The 25,983-nt window shown below is 68.9% G+C and carries 29 protein-coding genes; 10 read left to right on the forward strand and 19 right to left on the reverse strand.

The genetic code is table 11. The features are described 5' to 3' along the window. Positions 1-31: 31 nt before the first annotated feature. On the forward strand, positions 32-409 hold the full coding sequence (locus SK854_RS03500; protein WP_319973472.1) for a PH domain-containing protein: 378 nt from the start codon (positions 32-34) through the stop codon (positions 407-409). Positions 410-413: 4 nt separating this feature from the next. Here SK854_RS03500 and SK854_RS03505 read toward each other — a convergent pair whose 3' ends face one another. Continuing rightward, entirely contained in the window at positions 414-851 is a 438-nt protein-coding gene (locus SK854_RS03505; protein WP_319973473.1) for a DoxX family membrane protein, read from the reverse strand. A gap of 108 nt (positions 852-959) precedes the next feature. Next, positions 960-1,625, reverse strand: a complete 666-nt coding sequence (locus SK854_RS03510; protein WP_319973474.1) for a winged helix-turn-helix transcriptional regulator — start codon at positions 1,623-1,625, stop codon at positions 960-962. Between the two features lie 94 nt (positions 1,626-1,719). Here SK854_RS03510 and SK854_RS03515 point away from each other — a divergent pair, with 94 nt between their 5' ends. From SK854_RS03515 to SK854_RS03525, 3 genes are all read left to right on the forward strand, one after another. Next, the gene (locus SK854_RS03515; protein ID WP_319973475.1) at positions 1,720-2,865 is read left to right on the forward strand and encodes an acyl-CoA dehydrogenase family protein; all 1,146 of its coding nucleotides are present in this window, start codon (positions 1,720-1,722) and stop codon (positions 2,863-2,865) included. A 67-nt stretch (positions 2,866-2,932) separates the two neighbouring features. Further along, positions 2,933-3,340, forward strand: a complete 408-nt coding sequence (locus SK854_RS03520; RefSeq protein WP_093588285.1) for a VOC family protein — start codon at positions 2,933-2,935, stop codon at positions 3,338-3,340. A 77-nt stretch (positions 3,341-3,417) separates the two neighbouring features. Further along, positions 3,418-3,798 carry a class I SAM-dependent methyltransferase gene (locus SK854_RS03525; RefSeq protein WP_319973476.1) on the forward strand — a complete coding sequence of 127 codons (381 nt, stop codon included), beginning with the start codon at positions 3,418-3,420 and terminating at the stop codon, positions 3,796-3,798. Here SK854_RS03525 and SK854_RS03530 read toward each other — a convergent pair. From SK854_RS03530 to SK854_RS03560, 7 genes are read right to left on the reverse strand one after another with little or no spacing between them, the layout of a single operon-like run. Next, on the reverse strand, positions 3,795-4,277 hold the full coding sequence (locus SK854_RS03530; RefSeq protein ID WP_319973477.1) for a hypothetical protein: 483 nt from the start codon (positions 4,275-4,277) through the stop codon (positions 3,795-3,797). The two genes, SK854_RS03525 and SK854_RS03530, sit on opposite strands and share 4 nt — an antisense overlap. A 38-nt stretch (positions 4,278-4,315) precedes the next feature. After that, entirely contained in the window at positions 4,316-5,989 is a 1,674-nt protein-coding gene (locus SK854_RS03535; RefSeq protein ID WP_319973478.1) for a DUF2264 domain-containing protein, read from the reverse strand. Beyond that, a complete protein-coding gene (locus SK854_RS03540; RefSeq protein ID WP_319973479.1) occupies positions 5,986-6,936 on the reverse strand; it encodes a hydroxyacid dehydrogenase in 951 nt (316 codons plus the stop codon). The genes SK854_RS03535 and SK854_RS03540 overlap by 4 nt, the downstream gene beginning before the upstream one ends. Next, positions 6,933-7,766, reverse strand: coding sequence for a carbohydrate ABC transporter permease (locus tag SK854_RS03545; protein WP_319973480.1), 834 nt, complete (start codon positions 7,764-7,766; stop codon positions 6,933-6,935). Before SK854_RS03545 ends, SK854_RS03540 begins: the two co-directional genes overlap by 4 nt. Next, positions 7,766-8,641, reverse strand: coding sequence for a carbohydrate ABC transporter permease (locus SK854_RS03550; RefSeq protein WP_319973481.1), 876 nt, complete (start codon positions 8,639-8,641; stop codon positions 7,766-7,768). Before SK854_RS03550 ends, SK854_RS03545 begins: the two co-directional genes overlap by 1 nt. Then, a complete protein-coding gene (locus SK854_RS03555) occupies positions 8,638-9,936 on the reverse strand; it encodes an ABC transporter substrate-binding protein (protein WP_319973482.1) in 1,299 nt (432 codons plus the stop codon). Before SK854_RS03555 ends, SK854_RS03550 begins: the two co-directional genes overlap by 4 nt. Before the next feature lie 33 nt (positions 9,937-9,969). After that, on the reverse strand, positions 9,970-10,998 hold the full coding sequence (locus tag SK854_RS03560) for a substrate-binding domain-containing protein (protein ID WP_319973483.1): 1,029 nt from the start codon (positions 10,996-10,998) through the stop codon (positions 9,970-9,972). Positions 10,999-11,096: 98 nt separating this feature from the next. Between SK854_RS03560 and SK854_RS03565 the strand changes: the two genes are divergently transcribed. Genes SK854_RS03565 through SK854_RS03575 form a run of 4 tightly spaced genes read left to right on the forward strand, consistent with a single transcriptional unit; the run spans position 11,097 to position 13,112 of the window. Beyond that, positions 11,097-12,017, forward strand: a complete 921-nt coding sequence (locus tag SK854_RS03565; protein WP_319973484.1) for a TIGR01777 family oxidoreductase — start codon at positions 11,097-11,099, stop codon at positions 12,015-12,017. Between the two features lies 1 nt (position 12,018). Beyond that, positions 12,019-12,270: a hypothetical protein gene (locus tag SK854_RS48185; protein ID WP_330277663.1), complete on the forward strand. Its 252-nt coding sequence runs from the start codon at positions 12,019-12,021 to the stop codon at positions 12,268-12,270. Further along, positions 12,263-12,529 carry an SH3-like domain-containing protein gene (locus SK854_RS48190; protein ID WP_090068687.1) on the forward strand — a complete coding sequence of 89 codons (267 nt, stop codon included), beginning with the start codon at positions 12,263-12,265 and terminating at the stop codon, positions 12,527-12,529. Before SK854_RS48185 ends, SK854_RS48190 begins: the two co-directional genes overlap by 8 nt. Then, positions 12,522-13,112, forward strand: coding sequence for a nitrile hydratase subunit alpha (locus tag SK854_RS03575; protein WP_319973485.1), 591 nt, complete (start codon positions 12,522-12,524; stop codon positions 13,110-13,112). Before SK854_RS48190 ends, SK854_RS03575 begins: the two co-directional genes overlap by 8 nt. A 20-nt stretch (positions 13,113-13,132) precedes the next feature. Here SK854_RS03575 and SK854_RS03580 read toward each other — a convergent pair whose 3' ends face one another. From SK854_RS03580 to SK854_RS03600, 5 genes are all read right to left on the reverse strand, one after another. After that, a complete protein-coding gene (locus SK854_RS03580) occupies positions 13,133-14,512 on the reverse strand; it encodes a serine hydrolase (RefSeq protein WP_319973486.1) in 1,380 nt (459 codons plus the stop codon). A 131-nt stretch (positions 14,513-14,643) separates the two neighbouring features. Next, complete coding sequence (locus SK854_RS03585; RefSeq protein ID WP_319973487.1) at positions 14,644-15,867, reverse strand: MFS transporter; 1,224 nt, start codon at positions 15,865-15,867, stop codon at positions 14,644-14,646. 55 nt (positions 15,868-15,922) lie between these two features. Then, positions 15,923-16,282: a hypothetical protein gene (locus tag SK854_RS03590; protein ID WP_319973488.1), complete on the reverse strand. Its 360-nt coding sequence runs from the start codon at positions 16,280-16,282 to the stop codon at positions 15,923-15,925. Between the two features lie 160 nt (positions 16,283-16,442). Then, positions 16,443-18,116: a peroxidase family protein gene (locus SK854_RS03595; RefSeq protein WP_319973489.1), complete on the reverse strand. Its 1,674-nt coding sequence runs from the start codon at positions 18,114-18,116 to the stop codon at positions 16,443-16,445. A 120-nt stretch (positions 18,117-18,236) separates the two neighbouring features. Beyond that, positions 18,237-19,115 carry a glycosyltransferase gene (locus SK854_RS03600; RefSeq protein WP_319973490.1) on the reverse strand — a complete coding sequence of 293 codons (879 nt, stop codon included), beginning with the start codon at positions 19,113-19,115 and terminating at the stop codon, positions 18,237-18,239. Here SK854_RS03600 and SK854_RS03605 point away from each other — a divergent pair. Together SK854_RS03605 and SK854_RS03610 are read left to right on the forward strand one after the other, a co-directional pair. Beyond that, positions 19,114-19,482, forward strand: a complete 369-nt coding sequence (locus SK854_RS03605; RefSeq protein WP_319973491.1) for an STAS domain-containing protein — start codon at positions 19,114-19,116, stop codon at positions 19,480-19,482. The genes SK854_RS03600 and SK854_RS03605 overlap by 2 nt on opposite strands. A gap of 164 nt (positions 19,483-19,646) precedes the next feature. Beyond that, positions 19,647-20,006 (forward strand): RNA-binding S4 domain-containing protein, encoded by a 360-nt coding sequence (locus SK854_RS03610; protein ID WP_319973492.1) that lies wholly within the window; start codon positions 19,647-19,649, stop codon positions 20,004-20,006. On the opposite strand, the gene SK854_RS03615 is transcribed toward SK854_RS03610, so the two are convergent. From SK854_RS03615 to SK854_RS03635, 5 genes are all read right to left on the reverse strand, one after another. Further along, positions 20,003-21,421: a DUF4419 domain-containing protein gene (locus SK854_RS03615; protein ID WP_319973493.1), complete on the reverse strand. Its 1,419-nt coding sequence runs from the start codon at positions 21,419-21,421 to the stop codon at positions 20,003-20,005. The two genes, SK854_RS03610 and SK854_RS03615, sit on opposite strands and share 4 nt — an antisense overlap. Positions 21,422-21,427: 6 nt before the next feature. Then, entirely contained in the window at positions 21,428-22,297 is an 870-nt protein-coding gene (locus tag SK854_RS03620) for an NAD-dependent protein deacetylase (protein ID WP_319973494.1), read from the reverse strand. 1 nt (position 22,298) lies between these two features. After that, on the reverse strand, positions 22,299-23,996 hold the full coding sequence (locus tag SK854_RS03625; protein WP_319973495.1) for a cellulase family glycosylhydrolase: 1,698 nt from the start codon (positions 23,994-23,996) through the stop codon (positions 22,299-22,301). Positions 23,997-24,158: 162 nt separating this feature from the next. Beyond that, complete coding sequence (gene bla / locus SK854_RS03630) at positions 24,159-25,040, reverse strand: class A beta-lactamase (protein ID WP_319973496.1); 882 nt, start codon at positions 25,038-25,040, stop codon at positions 24,159-24,161. A gap of 63 nt (positions 25,041-25,103) precedes the next feature. Continuing rightward, entirely contained in the window at positions 25,104-25,934 is an 831-nt protein-coding gene (locus SK854_RS03635; protein WP_319973497.1) for a phosphatase PAP2 family protein, read from the reverse strand. Positions 25,935-25,983 lie beyond the last annotated feature (49 nt).

The following is a 25,983-nucleotide window of genomic DNA, read 5'->3' on the forward strand; positions in this document are numbered from 1 at the left end:
AGCTTTGGGAAAGCCTGGTAAACGTGGACGTATGGGACTTCTCAGCGGAATGATGGGGAACGCGTCGAAGCTCGACCCGCGGGACGCCGCGAAGGAGTTCGGGCGGCTGCTGGCGCAGGGGGAACAGATCCACGCGGCGTACCAGCTGGTGCGAGACTCGTTCCTGTTCACCGACCGGAGGCTGATCCTGGTCGACAAGCAGGGCATGACGGGCAAGAAGGTCGAGTACCACTCCGTGCCCTACAAGGCGATCACGCAGTTCTCCGTCGAGACGGCCGGCCACTTCGACATGGACGCGGAACTGAAGATCTGGGTCTCCAGCGCCGACGCCCCGATCTCCAAGCAGTTCGGCAAGGGCGTCGACGTCTACGAGGTGCAGGCGCTGCTGGCCGCGTTCATGGCGCGGTAGGGGTCTAGCGGGCCTGGAGCATCGGGCGGAACTGGTCGCGGTACGCCCACGCGAGACCGATCTCGGCCAGCACCACCAGGATCGCGATGCCGAGACCGGACGGCTCCAGGAAGACGTGGATCAGGAAGATGTTCACGACCATCGGAGCCAGGATCGCGAGCGCCAGCGGGACGAACCGGCCGATCACCAGCAGGACACCGGCGACGAGCTGCACACCCGAGGCCAGCTGCAGCATGTACCCGGTGGCGTACAGGGCGGTCGTGAACGCGACCCCGGCGGGCGCCATCGTGCTCGGGTCCGGTGCGGGCATGAAGTTCAGGAACCCGTTCAGGCCGGTGACGGTGAACAGCAGGCCGGTCAGCACGCGGGTCACGAGCGTCGCGTGCCGCGCGGCGGCCGACTTGCGAACAACAACGGCGGGCGTGGTGATCGTGGCGGTCATGTCGAGTTCCTCCTGGGCTGTCGTGTCCTTCCACTGATGCGTCGAACGGGCACCGGCCCGGATCGACACGACAGCCCAGAAAATCTTCGAAATTCTTGTCGCCGCTGGTCAGGCGTCCGCTTTCGCGGCGCGCACGTGCTCGGCGACCGGGCTGAGCTTCAGCCACCCCGGCAGGCCGCGCACCACCCAGCGCGAGCCGGTCAGCTCGATCGTGCCCGCGCGCACCGCGTCGAGCAGGCCGACCTCGCCCTCCCACATCCGGTAGAGCGTCGCGATGTCGGACGCCAGCACGGCGTCGACCTCCAGGCCGGGGTCGGTGTAGCAGATCGAGGCGTCACCGGGTTCGACGACGAGCCAGAACGTGCGGCGGCGGTCCTGGATGCGGACCTCGATGTTCGCGCGCTTGCTCAGCGTGCCGGTGTCGATGCGGCCGTGCATCCACCACATCAGCACCTCGGGGTCGAGCTCGTCGGCGCGCGGATCGCCGAACGCGTACCGGGCGCCCCAGTCGGCGAGGCCGAACACCAAGGGGCGCAACGCCAGTCCGGGCGGCGTCAGCGTGTAGCCGTCGCCGTTGCGCTGCACCAGACCGGCGTTCGCGAGCTGCCGCAGCCGCCGGGACAGCAGGGCCCGCGAGAGTCCCGGAAGGCCCCGGGACAGCTCGTTGAAGCGCGAGGCACCGACGAGCATGTCCCGCACGATCAGCAACGTCCACCGGTCGCCCAGCACCTCGACGGCGCGGACGATCGGGCAGTACTGCGCATACGTCCTCACAGGGAAAGTCTCCGTCGCGGCGGACGTTTCGTTACCGCCGTCCGGTTCACTTTCAGAACTACCTGCGGGGCTTGCGCGTTCTTACGTTGGTCGCATGACAACACTTGAGACACCGCGGGTGACCGGCACGTTCCCCACCGTCACCAGAGACGACGACGCGAAGTTCGTCGAGATGGCCGCCCGCATCGGCGCGGTCGCGGCGGCGCACGCACCGGAGCACGACCGCGACGCCACGTTCGTGAGCGAGGCGTACGAGGCCATGCGCGAGGAGGGCTACCTGGCGTTGGCCGTACCCGAGGAACTGGGCGGGCTCGGCGCCACGATGCGCCAGGTCTGTTACGCGCAGGCCGAGCTCGCACGGCACGACGGCGCCACCGCGCTGGCCGTCACCATGCACCTGTACCTGACGCTGATGCAGGGGTATCGCAGACGCAAGGGCGCACCGGACGCGGAGGGCGTGCTGCGACGCGTGGCAGCGGAAGGCCTGGTCATCGCTACCAGCGGCGGCTCGGACTGGCTGTGGCCCACGACGACGGCGACGCCCGTGGACGGCGGTTTCCTGGTGAACGGCCGCAAGGCGTTCTGCAGCCAGTCGCCGCGCGCGAACGTCGTGGCGACGTCCGCTGTTCTCGGCGACGAGGTGCTGCACTTCAGCGCGCCGCTGAACGCCGACGGTGTGCGCATCGAGGAAACGTGGGACACGCTCGGCATGCGCGGCACGGCCAGCCACGACGTCGTGTTGGAGGACGTGTTCATCCCGGCCGAGAAGATCGCCGCCCGCCGGCCGTACGGCGAGTTCGGCGCGCCCCTGTTCGCCGCGGTCGTCCACTTCGCACCGGTGTGCGGGGCGACGTACTTCGGCATCGCGTCGGGTGCGCGGGACGTGGCCGTGCGGACGACGTCGAAGAACGCCACCAGGCAGATCGGGTTGATGGACTACAAGCTGCGCACCGCGTGGTGGTCGCTGATGGGCTCGATCGATGAGCTCGGCGACGACTACACGGCCAACGCCGAGTCGACCGTCACCGTGATGCTGGCCAAGCGGCAGGCCGTGGTGGAGGCGATCGAGGTCGTGGACGTCGCGATGGAGGTCCTGGGTGGACGGTCGTTCTTCAAGCGGTCGCCGCTGGAACGCGCCTACCGCGACGTGCGCGCCGGAACGTTCCACCCGCTCACACCCGAAGCCACACTCATGTACACGGGCAAGGTCGCTCAGGGTGACTCCGGTGTTACCGAGTAAGTTCAAGTTGTAGGTGTACCAAGGGTTTGCGAGGATGCGGATCCGTCTTCCAGAAGGAGCGATTCCGGTGGCCACTCGCCTCAACCCGTACATCAGCTTCGACGGTCAGGCCCGCCAGGCGATGGAGTTCTACCAGTCTGTCTTCGGCGGCGAACTGAAGATGAACACCTTCGGCGAGTTCGGCATGCAGGACACGCCGCAGGCCGACCAGATCATGCACGCGCAGCTGGAGACCGACGCCGGTTACACGATCATGGCCGCCGACACGCCTCCCGGCATGGAGTACAAGTCCGGCTCCAGCATCACGGTGTCGCTGTCGGGCGACGAGGAAGTGCTGCGCGACTACTTCAACGCCCTCGCCGACGGCGGCAAGGTCGGTACCCCGCTGGAGAAGCAGATGTGGGGCGACGAGTACGGCGACCTCGTCGACAAGTTCGGCGTCAACTGGATGGTCAACCTGGGCGGCCTGGGCTGATCACCGCAGCACTCGATCACTGCGGGCCGGGGCTGCGGGAGTAGCCCCGCCCGCCGTGCTGACGCATCATGTGGACCATGAGCGAGCGTCTGCGGGGTGTGGTCGGCCAACTCGCCATCCGGCCCGGTGACCGGGTGCTGGAGATCGGCTGCGGTCAGGGCGTGGCCGCCACCCTGGTGTGCGAACTGCTGTCCACCGGCTCGCTCACCGCGATCGACCGCTCCACCAAGATGATCGAGGCCGCGACCCGCCGCAACGCGTCGTACGTGGCGTCGGGCAGGGCGGAGTTCCTCATCGCGTCGCTGGAGGACATGAACCTCGGCGATCGGCGGTTCGACCTGGTGTTCGCGGTGCGGGTCGGACTGTTCCACCGCGATCCCGGCCGGGCGAACGCGCTGCTGGAACCGTGGCTGGCACCCGGCGCGCGCGTGCTCTCGTTCTTCGACGTCCCCGTCTAGATCCGGCCGAAGAGGTCGGTGATCAGCTTCTTCGACGGCTCGACGCCCGCCGGGGACATCACTTCGATCTGGGTCTTGCCCTTGCGCGCGGCCACCGTGTGCTGCGCGGTCTCGGCCCCACCGGCGGTCGCCTCGTAGGCCTCGTCGAACAGGCCCTCGAGCGCCTTGGCCTTCTCCGGCTTGCCCTTGGCGAACGTGGTGGCGGTCGCGTTCGCCGTGAACCGCACCTCGACCGGCATGCCCGCGCCCACGTAACGGCAGGTCGTGACCGCCTTGTCGACGGTCTCCTGCTGACCCTGCAGCCTCAGCCCGAGAGCCTTGCCCACGACGGAGGAGTTGGCGTTCGCGCAGTTCGGGCCGTTGCCCGCGGGCTGCTCGACGGTGGTCGGCGCCGGCGGCACCTGCGACGGCGCGGCCTCCGGCGTGGAGGTGCAGGCGGCGAGCAGGAACGCGGCGGCGGCGAGAAGGGTGATGCGCACATCCCTTCATCGGGCCTGCCGCCGCCGCGTTACCCCGTTCAGGCGTCCAGGGTCAGCCGGAGGATCTCGTCGACACGGGCATTCCAGTCGACTTCCGCAACGGTGCCGTTGAGCACCGCTACCGCCGCGAGCGTCACGGTGCCCTCGACGTCCGCGGTCAGCACGGGGACCTTCGCCGTGGTGGTGAACGCCGTGCCCTGCGGCGCGGTCCGCGATTCCTCACCGGTCCAGCCCCGCACCCCGACCAGCGGGGACGGCAGGTCCGTCGCCCAGCCGGTGAGCTCGGCCCTCGTACCGGGCGGCGCGCCGATCACGCGGTGGATGCGCAGCTCCTGGTCGTCCCAGACGGCCGTGACGCTCTCGATCCGCAGGCCCGGCACCATGTGCTGGTTCGCGTCGAACACCGGCCGGTGCCAGGACGCGGCCCAGTTGTCCGCCGCGCCCAGCGGGTGAATCCGCCTGCGCACGCTGCGATCGCCCCGGACGACCAGGCTGATGTGGTTGTCGGCGACGTTGTGCTGCGCGGTCGGGCCGCTGGCCGTCGAGTAGGCGAAGCGGCTGTAGAGCGGGTCGTCCTCGGTCGCGTACTCGCCCTCGAACGGACGGACGTGGTCGCTGCCGTGGTTGTGCAGCCGTGTCACGCCGTTGTGCCGCTGGATCAGGAAACCCGGGCCGGGCAGCGCGAGCGTGCGGTCCTCGTCCTGGCTCTCCTCCGGTGCCGTCCACAGTGGATGGTCGGGGCCGGCGAGCAGGCAGACGAACGCCTTCGACGCCCAGTAGGGCGAGGCCGGTCCGGAGTAGACCTGGAGACCGGCCTCGTGCGGGCCGTGCCAGCCGAGACTGAGCAGGCCGTCGGACAGCGATCCCCGGTCGAGGAAGTACTGGAGGGTCTGGCCGATGAGGTGACGGGAGTGGCCGGGACTCAGCGGCGTCTCGCCGGTGACCGCGCCCAGTGCCACGGCCGACGCGGCGGCGAAGCGGTAGGTGAGCGAACGTCCGAAGTAGAGCGGGGCGCCGTCCGCGCCGAACATCAGGTGGAAGCTCTCCAGGTGTTCGCGCAGGTGCGTGGTGACCGGCCGGCCGTTCAGGTGCGCGTCCAGCGCCGGGTAGAGGTGCAGCGCCCAGCCGTTGTAGTGGTCGAACGCGCGGCCGTCGCCGTCGGAGTACCAGCCGTCGCCGACGTACCAGCCTTCCAGCAGTTCCATGGCGCGGTCCTGAGCCTGACGGGTCTCGTCGTCACCACGTCCGGCCGACTCCAGGAACGACGCCACGGTGTACGGGAAGAAGTACCAGTTGTTGGCGGCGGGAACGTGCCGCAGCGCCTCCCGCAGCCAGGCCTCCGCCCGGTCCTGCACGGCCTCGGGAAGCTTGTCCCAGAGCCACGGTTTGGTGAGGCGCAGGCCCAGTGCCACCGAGGCCGACTCGACCATGGGCTGGCCGACGTCGAAGATCGCGGGCCACTCCCCCGCCGTGCCGGCCGCCAGCCCCGCGGCGTAGCGCTCCAGCCAGTTGTGCGGGTCCTCGCCGTGCGCGGTGCGCAAGGCGGCGGCGAGGAACGTGCGGGCGTACCCCTCCAGCCCGTCGGACCGGACACCGCTGCGCGACGGCCTGCCCGGCAGATCCAGAAACGCCTGGTCCGGGGACGCGTACCGCCAGGCGGAGCCCAGCAGCGCGTCCGCCGTGCCGACCCATTGTTCGCGGCTGTGGCTCACGCGATGTGTTCCCTTCGTTCCGCGGGCACGGGTGTCTCGAACGGCTCGCCGGCCGCCCATCTGCGGACCTCGCCCAAAGCGTGCTGCCCGAGGCGGCCCCACTCGTTGCCCTGTGAGCCCGCCAGGTGGGGCGTGATGAGCACGTGGTCGTTGCGCCACAACGGGTGGTCCGCCGGCAGCACCTCGGGATCGGTCACGTCGAGCACCGCCCGGATCCGGCCGGCCTCGCCCGCCAGCGCGTCCTGGTCGACGACGGCGCCGCGGGCGGTGTTGATCAGCACGGCGTCGTCGCGCAGCAGGCCGAGCAGCTCGGCGCTGACCAGCCCGACGGTCTCCGGCAGCAACGGCGTGTGCACGCTGACCACGTCGCTGCGGTCGAACAGCTCGGTGATGCTCACGGACTCGGCACCGTCCACTTCGGTCACGAACGGATCGTGCACCAGCACCTGGAAATCGTAGGGCGCCAGCAGCTCGATCACCCGGCGGCCGATCAGCGACGCGGACAGGATGCCGACCGTGGCGCCGAAGTTGCCCACGGACGGCGAGACCCCGTACACCGACATCTGCTTGGTCTCGCGGTACTCGCGGGCACGTTCGAGCACCCGTTTGCCGCTCAGCAGGATCATCGCGACGGTGTACTCGGCGACCGGCAGCGCGTTGGCCTGGGCGGCCGACGACACCGCGATGCCCCGGTCCCAGCAGGCGTCGGTGACGAAGCCCTTGACCGACCCCGCGGTGTGCACGATGGCCTTGAGGCTGGGCAGCCGATCGAGCACCTCGGCGGTGATCGGCGGGCAGCCCCAGCCCGTGACGAGCAGGTCGACGTCGGGCACGCCGGCGAAGTCCTCGCTGACGCCCTCGAAGTCGCACAGCGCTTTCAGGTCGTGGAGCACGGGCGCGAGGACGGCGGCGGCGGCCTCCTCCGACATCACGCCCGCGGCCCTCACTTGACGGCTCCCGCGGTCATGCCGGCCTTCCAGAACCGTTGCAGCAACATGAACGCGACGATCAGCGGCAGCACCGCGAAGAGAGATCCCATGATCACCACCGGGTAGTACTCTGGAGACACCGTGGCCGAACTGTTCCACTGGTAGAGGCCAAGGCTGACGGGGTAGAGCTTCTGGTCGGACAGCATCACCATGGGCAGGAAGAAGTTGTTCCAGATCGTGGTGAGCTGGAACAGGAACAGCGTCACCATGCCCGGCCCGAGCATCCGCAGCGCGACCTTGAAGTAGGTGGCGAGATCGCCCGCGCCGTCGATGCGGGCCGCCTCCAGCACCTCGTCCGGCACGTAGCCCTGGGAGAAGATCCGGCCGAGGTAGACGCCGAACGGGTTGAACAGCGCCGGGATGAACACCGCCCAGAACGTGTTCACCAGGCCCGCCTCGGACGCCATCAGGTACAGCGGCAGCGCGAGCACGGTCTGCGGCACCATGACCGCCGCCAGCACGAGCCCGAAGAGCTTCTCCTTGTGGCGGAACGAGTACTTGTCGAACGCGTAACCCGAGGCGATGGAGATGAACGCGCTGGCGGCGGCACCGATCACCGCGTACAGCAGGCTGTTGACGTACCAGCGCCCGTACAGGCCCTTGTCCATCGCGAACAGGTTCTTGACGTTCTCCACGAAGCTGAAGTCGCTGAACGAGAAGAAGTTGCTCTGGAACAACGCGTCGACGTTCTTCGTGGCGGCGAGCACCAGCCACATCACCGGCAGCAGGGTGTAGAGCACCGCGACGCCGATCACGACGTTGACCGTGGTCCGGCCGAGGAGGGTCATCAGGCGGCCTTCCTGTTCGTCCAGCGGGTGACGCCGAAGGACAGCGCGACCGTGAAGGCCAGCAGGATCACGGACGCGGCCGCGGCGAGGCCGTAGTTGTTGCGGGTGAAGGCGGCGTCGTAGATGTACATGCTCGGCGAGAACCGGGCGCTGATCATGGGTGTGGACTGGCTGAGCAGCACGGGTTCGGTGAACAGCTGCAGCGCCCAGATGAGCGTGAAGATGCCGACCGTGACGATCGCGCCGCGCACCAGCGGCGCCTTGATCCGCAGCGCCTGCTTGACCGGACCGGCTCCGTCCACGACGGACGCTTCCAGAACTTCGCGCGGCACGGCCTGCAACGCGGCGTAGAAGATCACCATGTTGTAGCCGAGGTTGCTCCACAGGGCGATGTTCACGATCGACGGCAGCACCGTGTGGATGCCGAGGAAGTTGATCTGGATGTCGGCCTGGGCGAACAGGTCGATGATCGGACTCAGACCTGGCGTGTAGAGGTAGAGCCAGATCAGGGCCGCGATGATGCCCGGCACGGCGTGGGGCAGGTAGAGGCCCATCTGCATCCAGCCGCGGAGCTTCGCCACCCCGGAGTCCAGCAGCAGCGCGAGGGTGAGCGCGCCGACGACCATCAGCGGGATGTAGAGCAGGCAGTACAGGACCACGGTCAGGAGACCGCCCCGGAACGTCGGGTCGCTGAGCACGGCGACGTAGCTGCGCAGGCCGACGAACACCGTGCTCTCCGGGCCGAAGCCCAGTCCCGGCTGGTCGGCGGCGAAGAAGCTGAGCCAGATCGCGGTGCCGGTCGGGATCAGGAACACCGTGACCAGCAACAGGAAGAACGGCGCCATCAGGACGGCGCAGGCGAGTTTGCCCTTCATCGCGCACCCTCCTCAGTGGACAGACCGAGGGCCTTCAGGTCCGGCATCGTGCCGCTCTGCGCCGTCCGCACGGCGTCGATCAGCGTGCCCTCACCGGCGCCCGCCTTCGCGAACCCGTCCTGCATCACCTTCAGCGTGGCGGTCATCCGCGGCCCCCACACCCAGCCGTCGCGGATCTTGTTCGCCTCCCGTTCGAAGAGCCGGTAGATGTCCTGACCGCCGTAGTACTCGCCGGGGAACGCCTTGGCGCCCGCCTCGACCAGGCCGGGCGCGACCGGGTACTGGCTGCTGGTGCCGCTCTTCAACCGCGCCGTCAGCGCGTCCGGGTGGGTGGTCTGCCACTCGATGAACTCCATGGCCGCCTCGGGCTCCTGGGAGTCCTTGGTGATCGCGAAGGTGGAGCCGCCGTGCGTGCCGACCACCTGCTCGTCCCAGACCGGCATCGGGGCGATGCGCCACTTGCCCTTCTGACCGGGCCGCGCCCGCATCTGCGCGCCCGCGTCCCACGCGCCGCTCAGCCTGGTGAGGACGCGGTCCTGGCCGATCTGGGCGTCGTGCTGCTTGCTGTCGCCCGCGTTGCGGAACACGACGTCCTCGTCGATGAGCCGCTGCCAGTAGGCCGCGACCTTCTGGGTGGGCCCGTCGGCGAGGGACACGCGCCACTTGCCATCACTGGTGTCGAACCACTGCCCGCCGGCCTGCCAGGCGAAGCACGCGAACTGCGTGCCACCGTCGGTGGGGAACAGGGCGAGCTTCTTCTCCGGGAACCTGCTCTTGACCGTGCGGGCGAGGTCGGCGAACTCGTCCCAGGTCGTCGGGATCTCGAAACCGTTGGCCTGGAACAGGTCCTCGCGGTAGTGCAGGACCATCGGCTCGATGTCGAGCGGGACGCTGAACACGCGGTTGTCGAAGGTCGTGAGCTTGAGCGCCTGTGGCAGGAGCTTCTGCTTGACGCGATCGGTCACGAGGTCGGTGATGTCCCTGGCGACGCCGTCGATCGCGTACCCCGGCACCTGCGGGTACTCGATCGTGGCGATGTCCGGTGCGTTGCCCGCACGAGCCGCGTTGCTGAGCTTGGCGTAGCCGCCCTGCCCACCGGAGGGGATCTGCTGGAAGACCACCCTGATGCGGTTCTGCGAGGAGTTGAACGCGTCGACGACCTGCTGACTACCTCGCAGGGCCGACCAGAACGTGATCTCTACCGGACCTCCGGCACCGCGGCGTTGCGGAGTGGAGCAGGCCGCCAATGGTGCCGTGAGACCCGCCGCGAGAAGTGTGCGACGACTCAGGCGCATGGAGCGCATCCTGATCGCCTGATCGCTTTGTCGTCAAGAAACGGTCAAACGCTCAGTCGATGAGCGGATCTTCAACGCGGGCAGCAGCTCGATGCGTTCGGAGGCTGTGGCCTCGCCTTTCAGCTTCCGGAGCAGCAGTTCCGCGGCGACCCGGCCGACCTCGGTCTTCGGTGGCGCGACGGCCGTGAGCGGGATGCTGCCGAGCGACGCGACCACGTCGTCGTACGAGACGACCGAGCACATCCGCGGCACCTCCATCCCGGCGTGCATCATCTGCTGGACCAGCATCAACGCGTCCTCGTCGCCGTGCAGGACCGCCGCCGTGGCGCGATGCTTCCGCAGCACGTCCACGAGGCCGGTGTCCGGCGAGCTCCGCACCGTGACGGCGTCCTCCAGGTCCGCCGAGATCTCCTGGAACGCCCTGCGCAGCACCCGCGCCGTCGGACTGTCGTCGCGTGCGGCCAGCACGATCCGACGATGTCCGAGGTCGGTCAGGTGCTTCACGGCCAGATGCATGCCGTACCAGTGGTCCGAGCACACGGAGTTCATCGCCCGCAGGCCTCCGCTCGGGCGGCGTTCCATGAGGACGGTCGGCACGCCGGTGTCCGCGAGCCAGTCGTCCTGCGCCTCCTCCTCGGACGTGCGCCAGCGCGGCGCCATCAGCAGCCCCTGCACCTGCTCGGTCAGCGCCTTCTCGACGATGGGCCGCTCGGCACCTCTGACCTGCGGCGCGATGTGCAGGACGACCCGCATGCCGGCCTCTTCGAGCGTCTTGCGGGCACCGTTCATCGTCTCGTACAGGTACGTGTGGCGCTCCGGCACGACGAGCGCGATCGCCCCGTTCGTGGCCTGCTTCGGCGCGGGCTGCTCGACCGGTGTGAGCGACCGCGCGACCCCGTGCCCGCGGCGCAGCCTGCCGAGCCGGGCGAGCTCCTCGACGTCCCGCCGGATCGTGACGATCGAAACGTCCAGCTCCTCGGCCAGATCGCTCACCTTGACCGTGCCCCGCGATGCCGTGACGGCCAGAATCCGCTGCCGCCGTGCCTCGCTGGACTCCCGCATGACCGACCGCCTGTTCGTTTGAGCGTTTTGCCGGAGCATAGCTGAAACACCTCTCAGCGACCGGGGGCTAGCGTCGGCGCCGAGGGGGACGACCAGACATGAAGATCGTGATTCCAGGCGGTACCGGGCAGGTCGGCGGCGTGCTGACCCGCGCGCTCAGGGCGGCGGGCCACGACGTGGTGATCATCAGTCGTAGCGCCGGCGTGCGGTGGGACGGCCACACGCTGGGCAGGTGGGCGCAGGAGATCGACGGCGCCGACGTCGTGGTCAACCTGGCCGGGCGGAGCGTGAGCTGCCGCTACACGGCGGAGAACCTGCGGCAGATGATGCGGTCGCGGGTCGATTCGGCGCGGGTGGTCGGCGAGGCCATCGCGAAGGCGGACGACCCGCCCTCGGTCTGGCTGCAGATGAGCACGGCGACGATCTACGCGCACCGGTTCGACGCCGCGAACGACGAGGAGACCGGGGTCGTCGGCGGGCGCGAGCCGGACGTGCCGGGCTACTGGGCGTACAGCGTCGAGATCGCCAAGCGCTGGGAGGCCGAGCTGGACGAGGCCGACACGCCGGGCACCCGCAAGGTCGCGCTGCGGTCGGCGATGGTGATGAGTCCCGACCGCGGTGGCGTGTTCGACTACCTGTCGTGGCTGACCCGGCTCGGGCTGGGCGGCTCGGTGGCGGGCGGGCGCCAGTACGTCTCGTGGATCCACGACGACGACTTCGTGCGGGCGGTCGCGCTGCTGATCAGGGAGCCGATCGCGGGGCCGGTCAACCTCGCGGCGCCGAACCCGGTGCCGCAGCGGGAGTTCATGCGCGACCTCCGCCAGGCCTGGAACGTGCCCGTGGGGCTGCCCGCGACCCGCTGGATGGCCGGGCTCGGGGCGTTCGCCCTGCGCACCGACACCGAGCTGCTGCTCAAGAGCCGCCGGGTCGTGCCGGGCAGGCTCGGGCAGGCCGGATTCGAGTTCCACTTCCCGAACTGGCGGGAGGCGGCGCAGAATCTGGCTGAGCGCAGGAGGTGACATGCCGAGGATCAACGACGTCGGCGGGCAGGACGGGTTCGGGCCCGTGATCGAGGAGCTCGACGAGCCGCCCTTCCACGCGGACTGGGAAGCGCACGTGATGGCCATGAACCGCGCGCTGATCGGGCAGGGCGTCTACAACCTGGACCAGTTCCGGGACGCCGTCGAACGGACCATGTCGCACGAGTCGTCCTACTACGAGAACTGGTTCCGCGCGATCCAGACCCTGTTGAAGGAGCGCGGCGTTGTCTGAGCGCTACCGGACCGGCGACCGCGTCCGGACGTCCACAGTGGACCCGGATCACCACACCCGGCTGCCGCACTACGCGCGCGGCCGTCGCGGCACGGTGATCGGCCACGACGGCGTCCATCCGCTGGCGGACCTCAGCGCGCGCGGAATCCAGCAGCCACAACAGGTGTACCTGGTGCGGTTCTCCGCACGCGAACTGTTCGGCCACGGCGACCACAGCGTGACGCTGTCCCTCTGGGAGGACTACCTCAGCGATGAGTGACGACCACGACGACTCCCCGATCGCCGCGCGCGTGCGGGAGCTGGAAGCGATCCTCGAGGAGAAGGGGCTGCTGGACCCCCGGGAACTGGACCAGGTGCTGGAGGCGTTCGCGCACAAGGCCTCCCCCGCCAACGGGTTCCGGGTCGTGGCACGGGCCTGGACCGACGACGGCTTCCGGACGCGGCTGCTGGAGAACGCGAACGAGGCGTTGCCCGAACTCGGCCTGTCGATGGGCGGCGGCCTGCAGGTGCAACGGCTGCACGTCGTCGAGAACACCGAGGACGTGCACAACGTCATCGTCTGCACGCTCTGCAGCTGCTACCCGCTCTCGCTGCTCGGACCGTCCCCCACCTGGTACAAGAGCACGGCCTACCGCTCGAAGGTGGTCAGCCACCCGCGCGAGGTGCTGGAGCAGTTCGGGCTGACGCTGCCCGGGACCACCAGGATCGAGGTCTGGGACGCGAACGCCGAGTCGCGGTACATGGTGCTGCCGCGCCGGCCCTCTGGCACGGAAGACCTCTCCGAAGCCGAGCTGGCGGAACGGGTGACGCGCAACGGGCTGATCGGCACCGCGGCCGTGTGACCGCGGTGCCGCACCGCTGACTACAGGTTCTTCATGATGGTGTCGATCGCCTTGCCGAGCTGCGCGTACTTCTGGGTGTACAGCACGGGATACACGCCGGGCGGGTCGGCCGGGCGGTTCGCGTCCACGTAGTCGGTGCCCAGGTTGCAGAACACGACCACGATGTAGTTGCGGTTGTCCTTGCCGCGCAAGGACTTCACGATGCCCGCGTCGGAGCCGGTCGTGTCGACCCAGCCCGTCTTGTGCGCGAACGTCACCTCGGCGGCGTCGTTGCACGGGCGGACGTCACGGTCGTAGACCGCGTCGCCGACGGTCACGGTGCCGTCCGGCTTGATCCAGCGCGACGGCACCTGCTGCGGGATGCCCTGCGTCGGGTAGTCGCGACCGCACCAGTTCGGCGTGGACAGCATCTCGTTGTGGCCCTGGCCCGCCAGCGTCTCCTGGAAGAACTTCCGCGACGAGGACGAGAGTTCGTTGCGGGTGACCGGCTTGCCCTTGTCGGTCGTCCACAGCACGCCCGCGCCGCCGTTGACCAGCAGCAGGAGCTTCGCGGTGTCGAGGCCGCTCATGTTGGAGCCGATCCACTGGCCGCCGTTGCCGGGCAGCGTGCCGGTGACCATCAGGGTCGGCATGCCGAGGTCGGCGAACGTCTGGTTGACCTCGCCCCACGCGTTGTGGTCGTGGATCAGCTTGATCAGCGAGCAGGTGGACTCGTTCTGCGACTTCGTGATCATCTCGTCGAAGTGCTGCCGGATCTTCTTCACCGTCGGCCCGCCGCACGCCGGGCGCACCGGGTTCGGTGCGTAGACGTAGTCGGCGTCGAGATCGATCTTGCCCTGGTCGGCCAGGCGCAGGACGCCGAAGCCCACCATCAGCTTCAGCACCGACGCGGGGTACGGCGACGAGAAGTCGATCGCCGCGTTCTCCCGGCCGGGCAGCACGTCGACGGTGCCCTTGCCGCCGTTGACGTCCCACTCGGTGTCGTCCCACCAGCGGTAGCGCACCTGGTCGGTGGACAGCCCCTTCTGCGTGACCGGCACGACCACGCCGTTCGGGTACTGCGGGCTGAGCAGCACGTTCGCCACGGACTTCGGGCGGCCGAGGACGTCGAGCTCGATGATCGCCGCGTCCATGTTCGGCGTCTGGTGCAACGGCTTGCCCGCCGCCGCCGCCGTCAACGACCGGGCCTTGTTCATCAGCTCGGCGGGTGAGGCGTCGTACTTCTCCCGCTTGCCCGCCGACCGCGCGCCCGGCTCCGGCGGGGTCAGGTCGATGACGTCCTTGAAGTTCTGCGCGACGATCGCCTCACGCAGCCGGTCGGCCAGCGGGCGGTGGTACTCGTCGGCCGACGCCGCCGGCGCGAGGCTCGCACCGGCGAGCGCGACAACCGTGCCCAGCACGGCAAAACGCTTCAGTTTCATTCACTTCCCCAGTTTGAAGTGGATCCAGCGCGGTCGAACTGTATCGAGTGCTGATCATCACCGCGCATCCGTCCACATAGACGCCTCGGACTCAGGTCCCGTTGCACGGATCAGCGAACCGGCTCTGGCACGTTCTCCAGCGACCGCACGGACCGGGACGCGAGCATCCCCGCGGTCGCGAGCAGGTAGATCGCCGCGCACCCGAGCAGGGCCGCCGACGTCCCGAACGCGTGCGACACCGGCCCGATCGCGAGCTGGGCCAGCGGAATCGCCACGAACGACCCGAGCATGTCGTAGGAGTACACGCGTGCGAGCCGGTCAGCAGGCACGTGGTGCTGCAACGCCACCTCCCACGCCACACCGAACTGCTCCAGGCCCAGCCCGGACGCGAACGACGTGAGCAGCAGCAGCCACGGCGCCGGGTGCACGACCATGGCCACCGGCAGCAGCGCGAACCCCGCCACGCACGCCACCCCGAGCAGCAGCGGGCGCCGCACCTTGATCCGCATCACGACGAACGCCCCTGCGACCATGCCCGCGGTCTGCGCGGCCAGCACCAGGCCCCACATCTCCCGTCCGAACGTCGTGTCCGCCAGCACCGGGCCGAGGACCATCACGCCGCCGACGAGGGCCGCGTTGACGAACGTGAAGGCCACGACCACGACCCAGACCCATTGCCGTGACACGAACTCCGTCCAGCCGACCTTCAACTCCCCCAGCACGGACGGCTTGTGCTCGGCGGCGACACGGGCGGCGGGCACGCGCACGAACGCGAAGAACACGCCGGCCAGCGCGAACGAGAGCGCGTCCACGGCGAGGCCCCAGCCGGGACCGGTGAAGGCGATCAGCAGTCCGCCCAGTGCCGCGCCACCGATGCGCGCCGAGTTCAACCCCAGGCGCAGCAACGCGTTCGCCTGCAGCCGCAGGTCGGCGGGCACGGTCTGCGGCACCAGCGCGGCGGAGGCCGGCAGGGAGAAGGCGCTCGACATCCCGTTGACCGCCGACAGGACCACGAACCAGGTCACCGACGCCGTCCCGGTCAGCACGAGCACGGCGATCAGGGCCTGGCTGGCGAAGCTGACCGCGCACGACCCGGCGAGCACGAGGTGGCGCGGCAGCCGGTCCGCGACCACACCGCCCCACAGCAGGAACACCACGTTGGTCAGCGACCGCGCGGCGACGACGATGCCCAGCGACGTGATCGACGAGGTGAGGTCGAGAACGGCGAACGCCAGCGCGATCGGCGCCATGGCGTTGCCCGCGATGGTCGTGAAACGGCCAGCGAGAAGCCAGCGGAAAGACGGATGCGCCAGCGGCGCGAACGATGCCCCCATCAGGAAAACCTATAACGGCGGGAGCCGCCCGACCCGAGGATCGAGCGGCTCCCGGTCATCGCACCCTCGGGTGCGATGAGGCGATGACCACCGCGGCGGCGACGGTCACCAGGTTCTTCAGGATGTACTGGGCTTCGAACGACGCCTGCAGCGGACCGGCCCACATCTCGCCGGGGAACAACACCAGCGGTGTCGACACCAGCACGACGTGGCCGACGAGCAGGACCGCGCACGATCGCGGTGCGCGGAAGCTCAGCAGAACCAGTGCGATCCCGATCTCGGTGATCGCGGCACTCACTCGGGCCAAATCCCCGTGGACGATCCCGAACGTCAGCACGGAGACCGTGCGTTCGACGAGATCCTGGGCAGGGCTGCCACCGGGAAAGAGCTTCAGCACGCCGAACCAGAGGTACACGACCCCCAGCCCAATGCGCAGCAGAGGAATTCCCGACTCTCGCGCAAAACGAGTCAGGCGTTCTTCCGCGCTTTCACGGCGTGTGGTTTCCGGACTGGACATGATCTCCCTCTCCTGTCTGACTGCCACCACCCAGCCAGACAGGAGGTGCGAGGAAAGATCAGCTGATCGGGTCCCCCAGCGGGTTCAACAGGTCGGCCTTGCCCTCGAAGGCGAACAACAGCAGGTCGACCATCCGGAACGTGCTGGAGTCCGGGCCGAGCGTGGGCCGCCAGTACGGCGAGCGCACGATCGAGATCCGGCTGCCCTCCATCGCGCGGTGGAAGACCTCCGCGGTGATCCTGCCGCCGACCGGGCCCATCAGCCCGTTGCCGACCTCGGCCTCGCGCAGGACGTAGAACCACAGCGGGGTGGCCTCGACGAGCTGCGACCTCTGCTGTTCGGACAGGCCGTCGAGGACCGCGCCGCCGTTGCCGGTGAGGATCTGCTCGGCGGTGAGCGGCTCGACCTCGAACAGCTCGGCGATCTGCTGACCGGTGGCGAGTTCCATCATCGAGGCCCTGGTCAGGTTCCGGAACGCGAGGTTGCGCTCGATCTCCCGGAACTGCGTGCCGCGGCCGCCGAACGTGCCGGCCGGCAGCTGCGTCAGCGGGTCGACGAGCAGCGTGTCGATCCGCTTGGTGACGTTGCCGCCGTCGAACTCCTCCGGCGCGACCAGGTCGTCGCGGTCCGCCTCGGTGAAGTCGTAGAGCCTGCGGAAGTCCGCGATCCAGTTGCTGGGCAACGTGAAGAAGTCGCCCCTGGTCACGTCGTCCAGGTGGGCCGGCAGCGCGGAGGACGGGTCGAAGTTGCCGCTCACCCCGGTGAAGGTGAAGAGCTGGAACAACGACGCCGGCACCTGCAACGGTCCGCCGCTGCGGAACACGCGGTTCCACTCGTAGGCGCCGCGGACCTGGCTGTGCCCGAAGCGGTACGAGGCGACCGAGAACTCGATCGGCATGGTCGGCGAGTCGTGCCGGCTGCGGCCGGGCACCTCGAAGAACCTGCGGCCGTTCGTGAAGACGTCGTCCACGATCGCCGGGTCGATGATCCGCGGCAGGTGGTCGGTCTTCAGCATCCACTGGTAGTGCCGCACCACGAGTTCCTTGGCGGCGCGGAACAGCCGCTCGCCCGTGAGGCCGGTGAGCGCGAGCTCGTCGACCACGCGGTTGTGGAAGCGCAGGAACGCGAGGTGCGTCTGCGCCACCACGAGGTTCTCGTCGTTGCGGGCGTCCGGGATCAGCGGCAGCCGCCGATCCGCCGCCGTGCCGCCCGTCCCACCGCGGCGCGGCAGGTCGAAGCCCTCGAACGGGACGTTGGTGCCCTCGTCCGGGAACGGCACCGGCGTCGTGGTGCCGACTTTGAACTTCACGCCGTCCTGGGCGTAGAAGACCTGGTCGTCCTTGTCGCGCGGGCCGCGGCCGTAGACCGAGTCGAGGTCCAGCGCCGGCGAGCGGCCCTGCATCAGCTCGTCGAGGTTGACGTCCTGCCCGAGCTGCGACTCGGTGCGGTCCATGGTCAGGTCGTGGTCGACGAACTGGCCGAGGTAGGTGAACCCCGCGGGCACGGCCGGGTCGGCCGAATCGGGCTGCGGAACGTTCGCGGTGATCGCGGTCGCGAGGGCTACCCGCGTCTCCTCGTCCGTTCGCGGCCCTTTCGGCCCCAGTCGCGAGAACCGGAACCTGCGCAACTCCTCCGCCGTGGAGGGCTGACGCGTGGTGGCCTCACCTTTGCCGTCGAATTCCAGCACACCTTCGCCCACGACGAAGAAACTGTCGCGCACGTGCCTCTTCATGTTTCCCCCTGTTTTTCCCTCTGTCAGGCGACCTGTTCTCCCCAACAAGCACCTGCCCCACCACCAGTCTCCAGACGGTCTAAATTACCGTCGAAGCTTTTGGCCAAAACCAAAATGTGGTCACACAGCGGATACGAGGTGGTCCGGAATATTCGTGAATTCCTCGAGATCGGCGATCTGCGCGGCCAGGCTCTCAGCGGCGTCGTGATAAGTCCTCGTGTTCAGGACGTGCTGGATTCGATCAGCGAGGACTGCCGCGGTCAGTCCTTTCACCTCCACCTGGACGCCCGTGCCGAGATCTTGAATTCGTGCGGCGTTGCGAGGCTGGTCGGCGAACAACGGCACCGCGACCATCGGCACGCCCGCGGTGAGCGCCTCCCGCACGTCGCTGTAGCCCGCGTGCGTGACGACCACCTTCGCGGCGACGGGGAGCTTGCCGAGCGCCTCCACCACGACGTGCGGCAACTGCGAGCCGGACGGCAGGTGGGCGCCGAACGACGCGACGACCCCGCGGTCCTGTTCGATCGGCATTCGGAAGTGGCGCTGGGCCGGATGCCAGAACGCCGGGGTCAGGCCCGCGGTGAAGACCGGTTCGGTCGCCCCGACCCCGAACTTCGCGCGGACCTTGTCCATGAGCTCGTCGAGGAGCGGGATCTCCAGCGGCGCGAACGGGGCCGTGTCGACCAGCGCGTGCGGGATGCCGAGCACCTCGGCGGCGATCTGGCCGCCGTACTCGCTGGTCTCGCGCAGGATGACGTCGGGGCGCCAGGTGCGGGCGAAGTCGAGGACGTTCGCGGCCGTCGTGACCACCAGCTCCGCCGACCAGAACGGCGCTTTCAGCACGCCGTCGCGTTCGGGGATCCACGACGACGGAGGACTCAGGTCGTACGGCGCCGTCACGACCACTGCGTCGTGCCCCCGCTCCCGGAACGCTTTCACGAGCGGCACCACTGGTTCCAGGTGGGAGCGACTGGGCAACGAGGTCAGCAGAACGCGCATGCGAAACAGTTTCGCGGTGGCCACCACCGGGTACAGCTGCGAAATGCTCGAAGTCACGGTGACCGAGTCGTCGCCTGCCTCCACCCTCGTCGCGGTCTCCGGCGAACTCGCCGGTCCAGGCTCGAAGCGGCTGCTCGCGAAGCTCGATCGCCTTCTCGACCAGGGCCACCGCTACGTGGTGCTGGACCTGACAGCCGTCACGTTCTGCGACTCCAGCGGCATCAGCGCGTTGGTGCGTGGCCACGCCCGCGCCTCGGCCGCCGCGGGTGGGTTGAAGCTCTCTGCCGCGTCCGGCCAGGTGACGAAGGTGCTCGAAATGTCAGGGCTCGCGCGGATGCTCGGCCTTCAGTCCACAGTGGACATCTAGTTCCGGGGAAATCCGGGAGCAGACAGGTCGCAGCGCCTCGGCCAGCGCGTTCTCCTGGGCGAGGCCGGTGAGCTCACCGAGCGGGCCGACGGGGCGAGTGACCCGGCGAGGCTCAGTGCGACCGCCAGGAGCCTCATGATCTCCGAGAGTGCCATGATGGCGGGGTGGAGTCCACGCGCATCGACCGCTGGCTGTGGGCGGTCCGGCTGACGAAGACCCGCCCGGACGCCGCCCAGGCGTGCAAGGGCGGCCACGTGCGCATCAACGACAAGCCCGCGAAGGCCTCGGCGACCGTCGTTCCCGGAGACACGGTCCGCGCCCGCGTCAACGACAAGACGTGGACGGTCGTGGTCGTGCGCGTGATCCAGAAACGGGTCGGCGCGGCGGACGCGGCCACGTGCTTCCTCGACCGCACTCCCCCGCCGCCGGTGGAGGCTCCGATCGCGCGGCGCGACCGGGGTGCCGGGCGTCCGACGAAGCGGGAGCGACGCGTGCTGGACCAGTTCAGGTCACAGAACCACTAGTCCAGGTCGGACAGCCTCATCGTCTCCAGGTGCCCGACCTCGCCGTGGTCCAGCAGAGACTCCAGCAGCGTCGCGAGCGAGGAACCGAGGACCGGGACGTCCTGCGGCTGGTCGCCGGACCGGAAGATCACCCAGTGGGTCCGGCTGGTGGGGAAGTCGGTGATCTCGCCGGCGGTCCGCCCGTCCGCGAGGTCGAACACGGGCTGGACGTGGTAGCGGCCGAGCCATTCGCTCTTCCCTCCGTCGTAGGCACGCACCCGCCAGGTGCCGCCGTGCAGCGACGCGGTTCCGACGCGCTGGTAGAGCGCGATCAGCTCGCCGCCTCCCTGCACGCGGTGCCGCAACGTGATCTTGTTCCCGAGCAGCTCCACCTCCTGCTCCATCGGCCGTGGTGGAGTCCACTCGTGCTCGGCGACCAGGCGGTCCAGCACCCTCGCGATGTCCGGTGGCCAGGGCAGCACCGCCCAGCCCGCCACCGGTTCCAGAGCGCCGTCCTCGTGCTGGGTCACACCGGCCAGGCCCGCGTCCAGCGCCACCGCGCTGATGTCGAGCCGGTCGTTCACGTTGATCACCGCGCGGCACAGGGTGGCGGGCACGCTGTCCGTGGTGACGGACGGACTGGTGCCGTCCCGCGGTTCGCCGATCGGGAGATCCAGCATCGGATTGGGCACGTTCGCGTCCCTGAGAAAGTCCAGGTACGGGTAGAAACGCGTGACCCAGCCAGTGACGTGGTCGCCTCCGTAGGCGTCGACCGGGTTGTAGATCCGCTGCCAGAACTCCTTGTCGGCGTTCCCCTCGGCGGCACGCACGAACTCGTCGGTGATCGGTCGCAGCGAACGGCACCAGTGCTCCAGGCCGAACCTGGGCAGGTCGTCGATCCTGGCGCGGATCCTGCGCCAGTCGTCCGGCGTGCCGGTCAGCGTGATCGACGGGATGCCGCAGACCCCGATCATCCAGTACCCGTAATAGGGCGAGTAGGCGTCCATCATGGCGACGCGGCCCGCGAGGCGGTCGACGGCGGTGCTGGTGCTGAAGTCGCACTCGAAGATCGTGTCGCCGACCTGCTTCGCCAGCCCCTCGACGACGGAGTCCCACGTGTCGGCGGGGCCGTAGTCCACCGTCAGCACTGCCTTGCCCTCGTGACCCACCAGGATCGGCCGCAGTTCCTCGGCGTTGAGCTTCACGTGGTCGGAGATGCCTCGCGCGATGGTCAGCCACACCGCGTCCGGGGAGAGGATCAGCGGCCGGTGCTCGGCGAACGCCTTGCCGACGGCGTGCAGCAACGGGTGCACGCCGTTGGGCTTCAGCATCCGCGCGTTGCTTCCCGTGGCGAGCGCTCCGGGGAACAGTTCCGCGATCGGGAGGGTGGGCAGGGCGTCGGTCACCGGCGTCACGTCATCGACCGAAAAGGTCACCATTCCTTACCCTACAACGACTTCAGCCAGCTCCGTCAGCGATTTTCCGAGCGGCAGGTCGACGCGCAGCGACGCGTGCGGATCGCCGCGCGTCTCGCCCCGGTTGATGATCACGACCGGGATTCCGGCGGTGGCCGCGCGGCGCACGAACCTGAGCCCGGACATGACCGTCAGCGAGGAGCCGAGGACCAGCAGGGACCGGGCGTTGTCCACGAGTTCGTAGCACTGCTCGACGCGCGGACGTGGCACGTTCTCGCCGAAGAACACGACGTCGGGCTTGAGCACGCCGCCGCACTCCGCGCACGGCACGACCACGAAGTCCTTCACGGTCTCCTCGGGCAGGAAGACGTCGCCGTCCGGGTTGACCTCGTCCGTCGTCGCGTGGAAGTCGGGGTTCGCCTCGCGCAGGCGGCGGTCGAGGTCGATGCGCGGGGAGAGCAGCCCGCAGTCCAGGCAGATCACGCGGTCCAGGCCACCGTGCAGTTCCACGACGTCCGACGAGCCCGCGGCCTGGTGCAGGCCGTCGACGTTCTGGGTGATGACGCCGGAGAGCTTGGCCGACAGCCTGGTGACGGCGTGGTGGCCCGCGTTCGGGTGCGCGCGGGCGATGGTGCGCCAGCCGACGTGGCTGCGTGCCCAGTAGCGCTGCCGGCCCGCCTGGCTGGTGGTGAACTCGTCGTAGGTCATCGGGGTGTGCTTGCGCAGGGACCCGCCCTCGCCGCGGTAGTCGGGGATGCCGGACTCCGTGGAGAGGCCGGCACCGCTGAGCACCAGCACCCCACCCTCAGCGACGATCGGCACGACGTCGGTGAGGGTGGAGGCGCGCGGCAGTGACGGGCCCGGGTTCGACCAGCTCAGAGTGGGCCTAGTTCGCACTTCACCAGCTTACGTACCACTGTCGAATCTCGGCCTCCGCCGCGGCGACGTTGCCACCGGACGGGGCTGTGATCAGCGCGAACTGCCGTCCCTGGCCTCCGTGGAGCAGCAGCTTGTCGCCGTTGACGGCCGACGGCACCGAGCTGATCACCAACGGCGAGCGCAGCGACTCCGGCAGGTGCAGTTCGGTCGGCGCGCTGCCGCCGTTCGAGTCCCAGACGATCACGGCGAACGGGGCTGAGCCGACCAGCGCGCGGACGTTGGGGAGCGGGATCTGCTGCCAGGTCTGGTAGGCGCGGTCCTCGTAGGTGAACGCGAGCGTCGTGCCCGCGACGGCCTGCGGGTAGACGCGGTCGACGATCGCCCGGTCGACGTTCAGCACCGCGTTGCCGGCCGCGTCGAGCTTGACCGCCGAGAAGTGCTCGTCGTTCATGGCGTCGCCGTCGGTCTTCACCTTGCCCGGGTTGTCGTTCATGAGCTCGTGGTGGCGGCCGTAGTTGGTGTCCCAGTGCCACTGGCTGCCCGAGATCACGCTCCCGCGCGGCGCCGACCACCAGCGCGCGCCCGATGCCGTCGAGTCGAGGCCTTGGTAGATCGCCTTGAGCACGGACGGCGTCTTGTCGGAGGTGTAGCCCGAGACCGGGTGGCCGAACTCGGAGACGATCGCGGTGGTGCCCAGTGCCGCGGCGCGCTGACGGATCGTGCCGAACGCCTCGGTGTACTGGCCGTCGCCCGCCTTGCCCGGCATCAGGACTCCCGACTGCGCCTTGCCGTCGTAGAAGTGCGCGTTGAACACGAACCGTTCGCCGAGGCCGGGAACGAGCGTGAGGCCGCCGGGTTCGGCGAAGAAGTCCACGTTCTGGTTCCAGAACACCAGCGGTTCCACGAAAGCGGGCTTGGCCGCCCAGCCCGCCTCGTCCATCTCGGCGCGGAAGCGGTGGTAGAACGGCATCAGGAGGTCGCGCTCCCACGTCTGCGAGGTCTGGCCGGCGTCGTACTTGCCGGCATAGGGCTCGTTCAGCGGGTCGACGCCGACGACGAGCTTGAACTCGTTGGCGGGCAAGGCTTCCCTGACGTGCTTGAGCGCCTCGCCGGCCGCGTTCACGAACGAGTCCTGCACGCCGTCGCGGTTGTGCCAGAAGTCGTAGGTCGCGGCGGTGACGGCGTTGTTGTTCTTCATGTTCTGGCCCCAGTGGAAGCAGAGTCCGCACGACTCCTTGGGGTAACCGCTCGCCGCCCAGGCCGGCGCGCCGTCGCCGGTGTACCAGCTGTCCTTGTTGAACAGGTGGCGCGAGTACAGGTCCTGGTGGAAGTCGAGGTAGACGCGAATGCCGAGGTCGGTGAACTGGCGCAGTTGGTTCGTGACGCCGTCGAGGTAGGCGTGGTCGATCTGGCCGCGCTGCGGTTCGATCCACGCCCACGTGAGCAGGAACCGGACGGCGTTCGCGCCGGTCAGCTGCTTCATCGCCTGCGCTGACTTGCGTGCGTCGGCCGTGTTCGCGAACGGAAGCCCGCGGTACTCGGCGAGTTTCGCCGTTCCGGAGACGTTGAAGCCGCGCAACACCACCTCACGGCCGTGTTCGTCGCGGAAGACCCCGCCGGACACCCGCAGCTCGGAGCCGTCGAACGACTCCGCGCGCACCGGTGTGACCACCAGGGAGAAGAGGAAAAGGACCACCAGCAGAACTGCTCGCCGCATCGCCGCCGCCTTTGGGAACGTGAACGAGATTCGCGTTGAACCGTAGCCGGTCGTTCCGCATTCGACCAGCGATTCGACGATCCGCGTCGTTCCACGAGATCAGAACGGCCTGGAACAGCCCGCGGGCTGTTCCAGGCCGTTCACCAGGCTCTGGGGTGCCGATCAGCTGAACGACGCCGCCACGAGTTCGGCGGTCTTGGCCAGCAGCGGTTCGTCGGCCCCGCCCTTCGGGGTGTCCTTCTTCGTCGACAGCACGGCGATCACGATCGGCGCACGGCCGGGCGGGAACGCGATGCCGACGTCGTTGGTGGTGCTGTAGTCGCCGGTGCCGGTCTTGTCGCCCCAGCCCCATGCCGCCGGAAGACCCGCGCGGACGCGGTTGCCGCCGGTCGTGTTGGCCAGCAACCACTTCACGAGCTGGTCGGAGTCGTTCGAGTTGAGGGCGTGGCCCAGCGTCAGGCGCGCGTAGCTCTGGCCGATGGCGCGCGGCGACGTCGTGTCCGTGACGCGGCCCGGTTCCGCCGAGTTCAGCTCCGGCTCCCAGCGGTCGAGGCGCGTGACCGGGTCACCGATCGAGCGACTGAAGCGGCTGATGGCCGTGGGGCCGCCCAGTTCCTTGAGCAGCAGGTTCGCCGCGCAGTTGTCGCTGTAGGTGATGGTCGCCTCGCACAGGGCCGAGATCTTCATGCCGTTCGCGAGGTTCTCCGGCTTGCCGGTGATCGGTCCGTAGCCGGACTTGTCCACATCGGACTTCGTGTAGGTGATCACCTTGTTCAGCAACGATCCGTCGCGGTCCTTGCGCAGGATCGCCGCCGCCGCGATGGCCTTGAAGGTCGAACACATCGGGAAGAGCTCGTCCGCCCGGTGCAGCACCGTGCGACCGGAGCCGGTGTCCGTCGCGAACACGCCGAGGCGCGCGTTGTGCTGCTTCTCGAGCTCACGCAGCTTGCCGGTGACCGTCGAGGCCTGTGCGGTGGTGGGCACGGCCACGGCCAGTGCCGCTCCGGCGCCCAATGCCAGCACGGCACGTCGGTTAACGCTCAACGTCCTGTCCCCTTCTTCGGAAACCTCTCCACAGGACAGGACGTGCGAGAGATCAACTGGTTGTCAGGCGATTCGGCGCCAGCACGCGAGGTACGTGAGCGCGGCGATCAGCGACCCGGCCGAGGCGAACGAGCCCGCGCCGAGGTAGATGACCCACTCGTCGGCGTTCAGACCCTCCTGAGCCAGCGGAAACACCCACAGGATCGCGCCCAGCGCGAGCGTGATGACCGCGATGGCGGACCAGAACACCACCAGCACGACCCGGCCGACGCGGCGCGGTCCGATGTAGGGCTCCAGGGATCCCTTGCGCTGCAACCACCACGCCGCCAGCGCCGCGATGGCGAGCGCGATGCCGTCGGCGGCGAGCGTGTCACTGAGACGGTGCCACTTCGCGGTCAGCGTGTACTGGCCGATCGCCGTCGCCCACGGCAGCACGAAGAACAGCATGACGCCGCGCCACTTCCACGGCACCACGATGATCGCCGCGAACAGCACGGTCATCGCGATCGTCGTGTGTCCACTCGGGAGGCTGTTGTGCGCGTAATCGCCGGTGACCTCGACCAGCGCCGGGCGCGGCAGGACGAACCGCTTGAGCGCCTGCACGACGACCTGGCCCGCGACGATCACCCCAACCGCCGCGATCGTGAGGTCCCAGCGCTTTCTGAGCACACCGACGAGGGCGACCGCCACGACCGCCGCAGCCAGCGAGTAGATCGTGATCTGCCCGAGCGCGTTCCAGGCGGCGTCCGATTCGGACACGTTGTCCTGGTCGGCGCCGCGCAGGGCCGCGTTCTCGATGGTCTGGCCGGCCTTCGTCAGCACCGCGAGCACGTACACGATCGCCGCGAAGACGAACCCCGCCGCCGCGACCACGGGCCACCGTCGATGGTTCACTCGGGGAAGTCTGCCGCCGTTCGGCCCAGCGCGCTTCTTGAAGATCAAC

This window comes from Lentzea sokolovensis, from assembly GCF_033949975.1.
GTDB classification, from domain to species: domain Bacteria; phylum Actinomycetota; class Actinomycetes; order Mycobacteriales; family Pseudonocardiaceae; genus Lentzea; species Lentzea sokolovensis.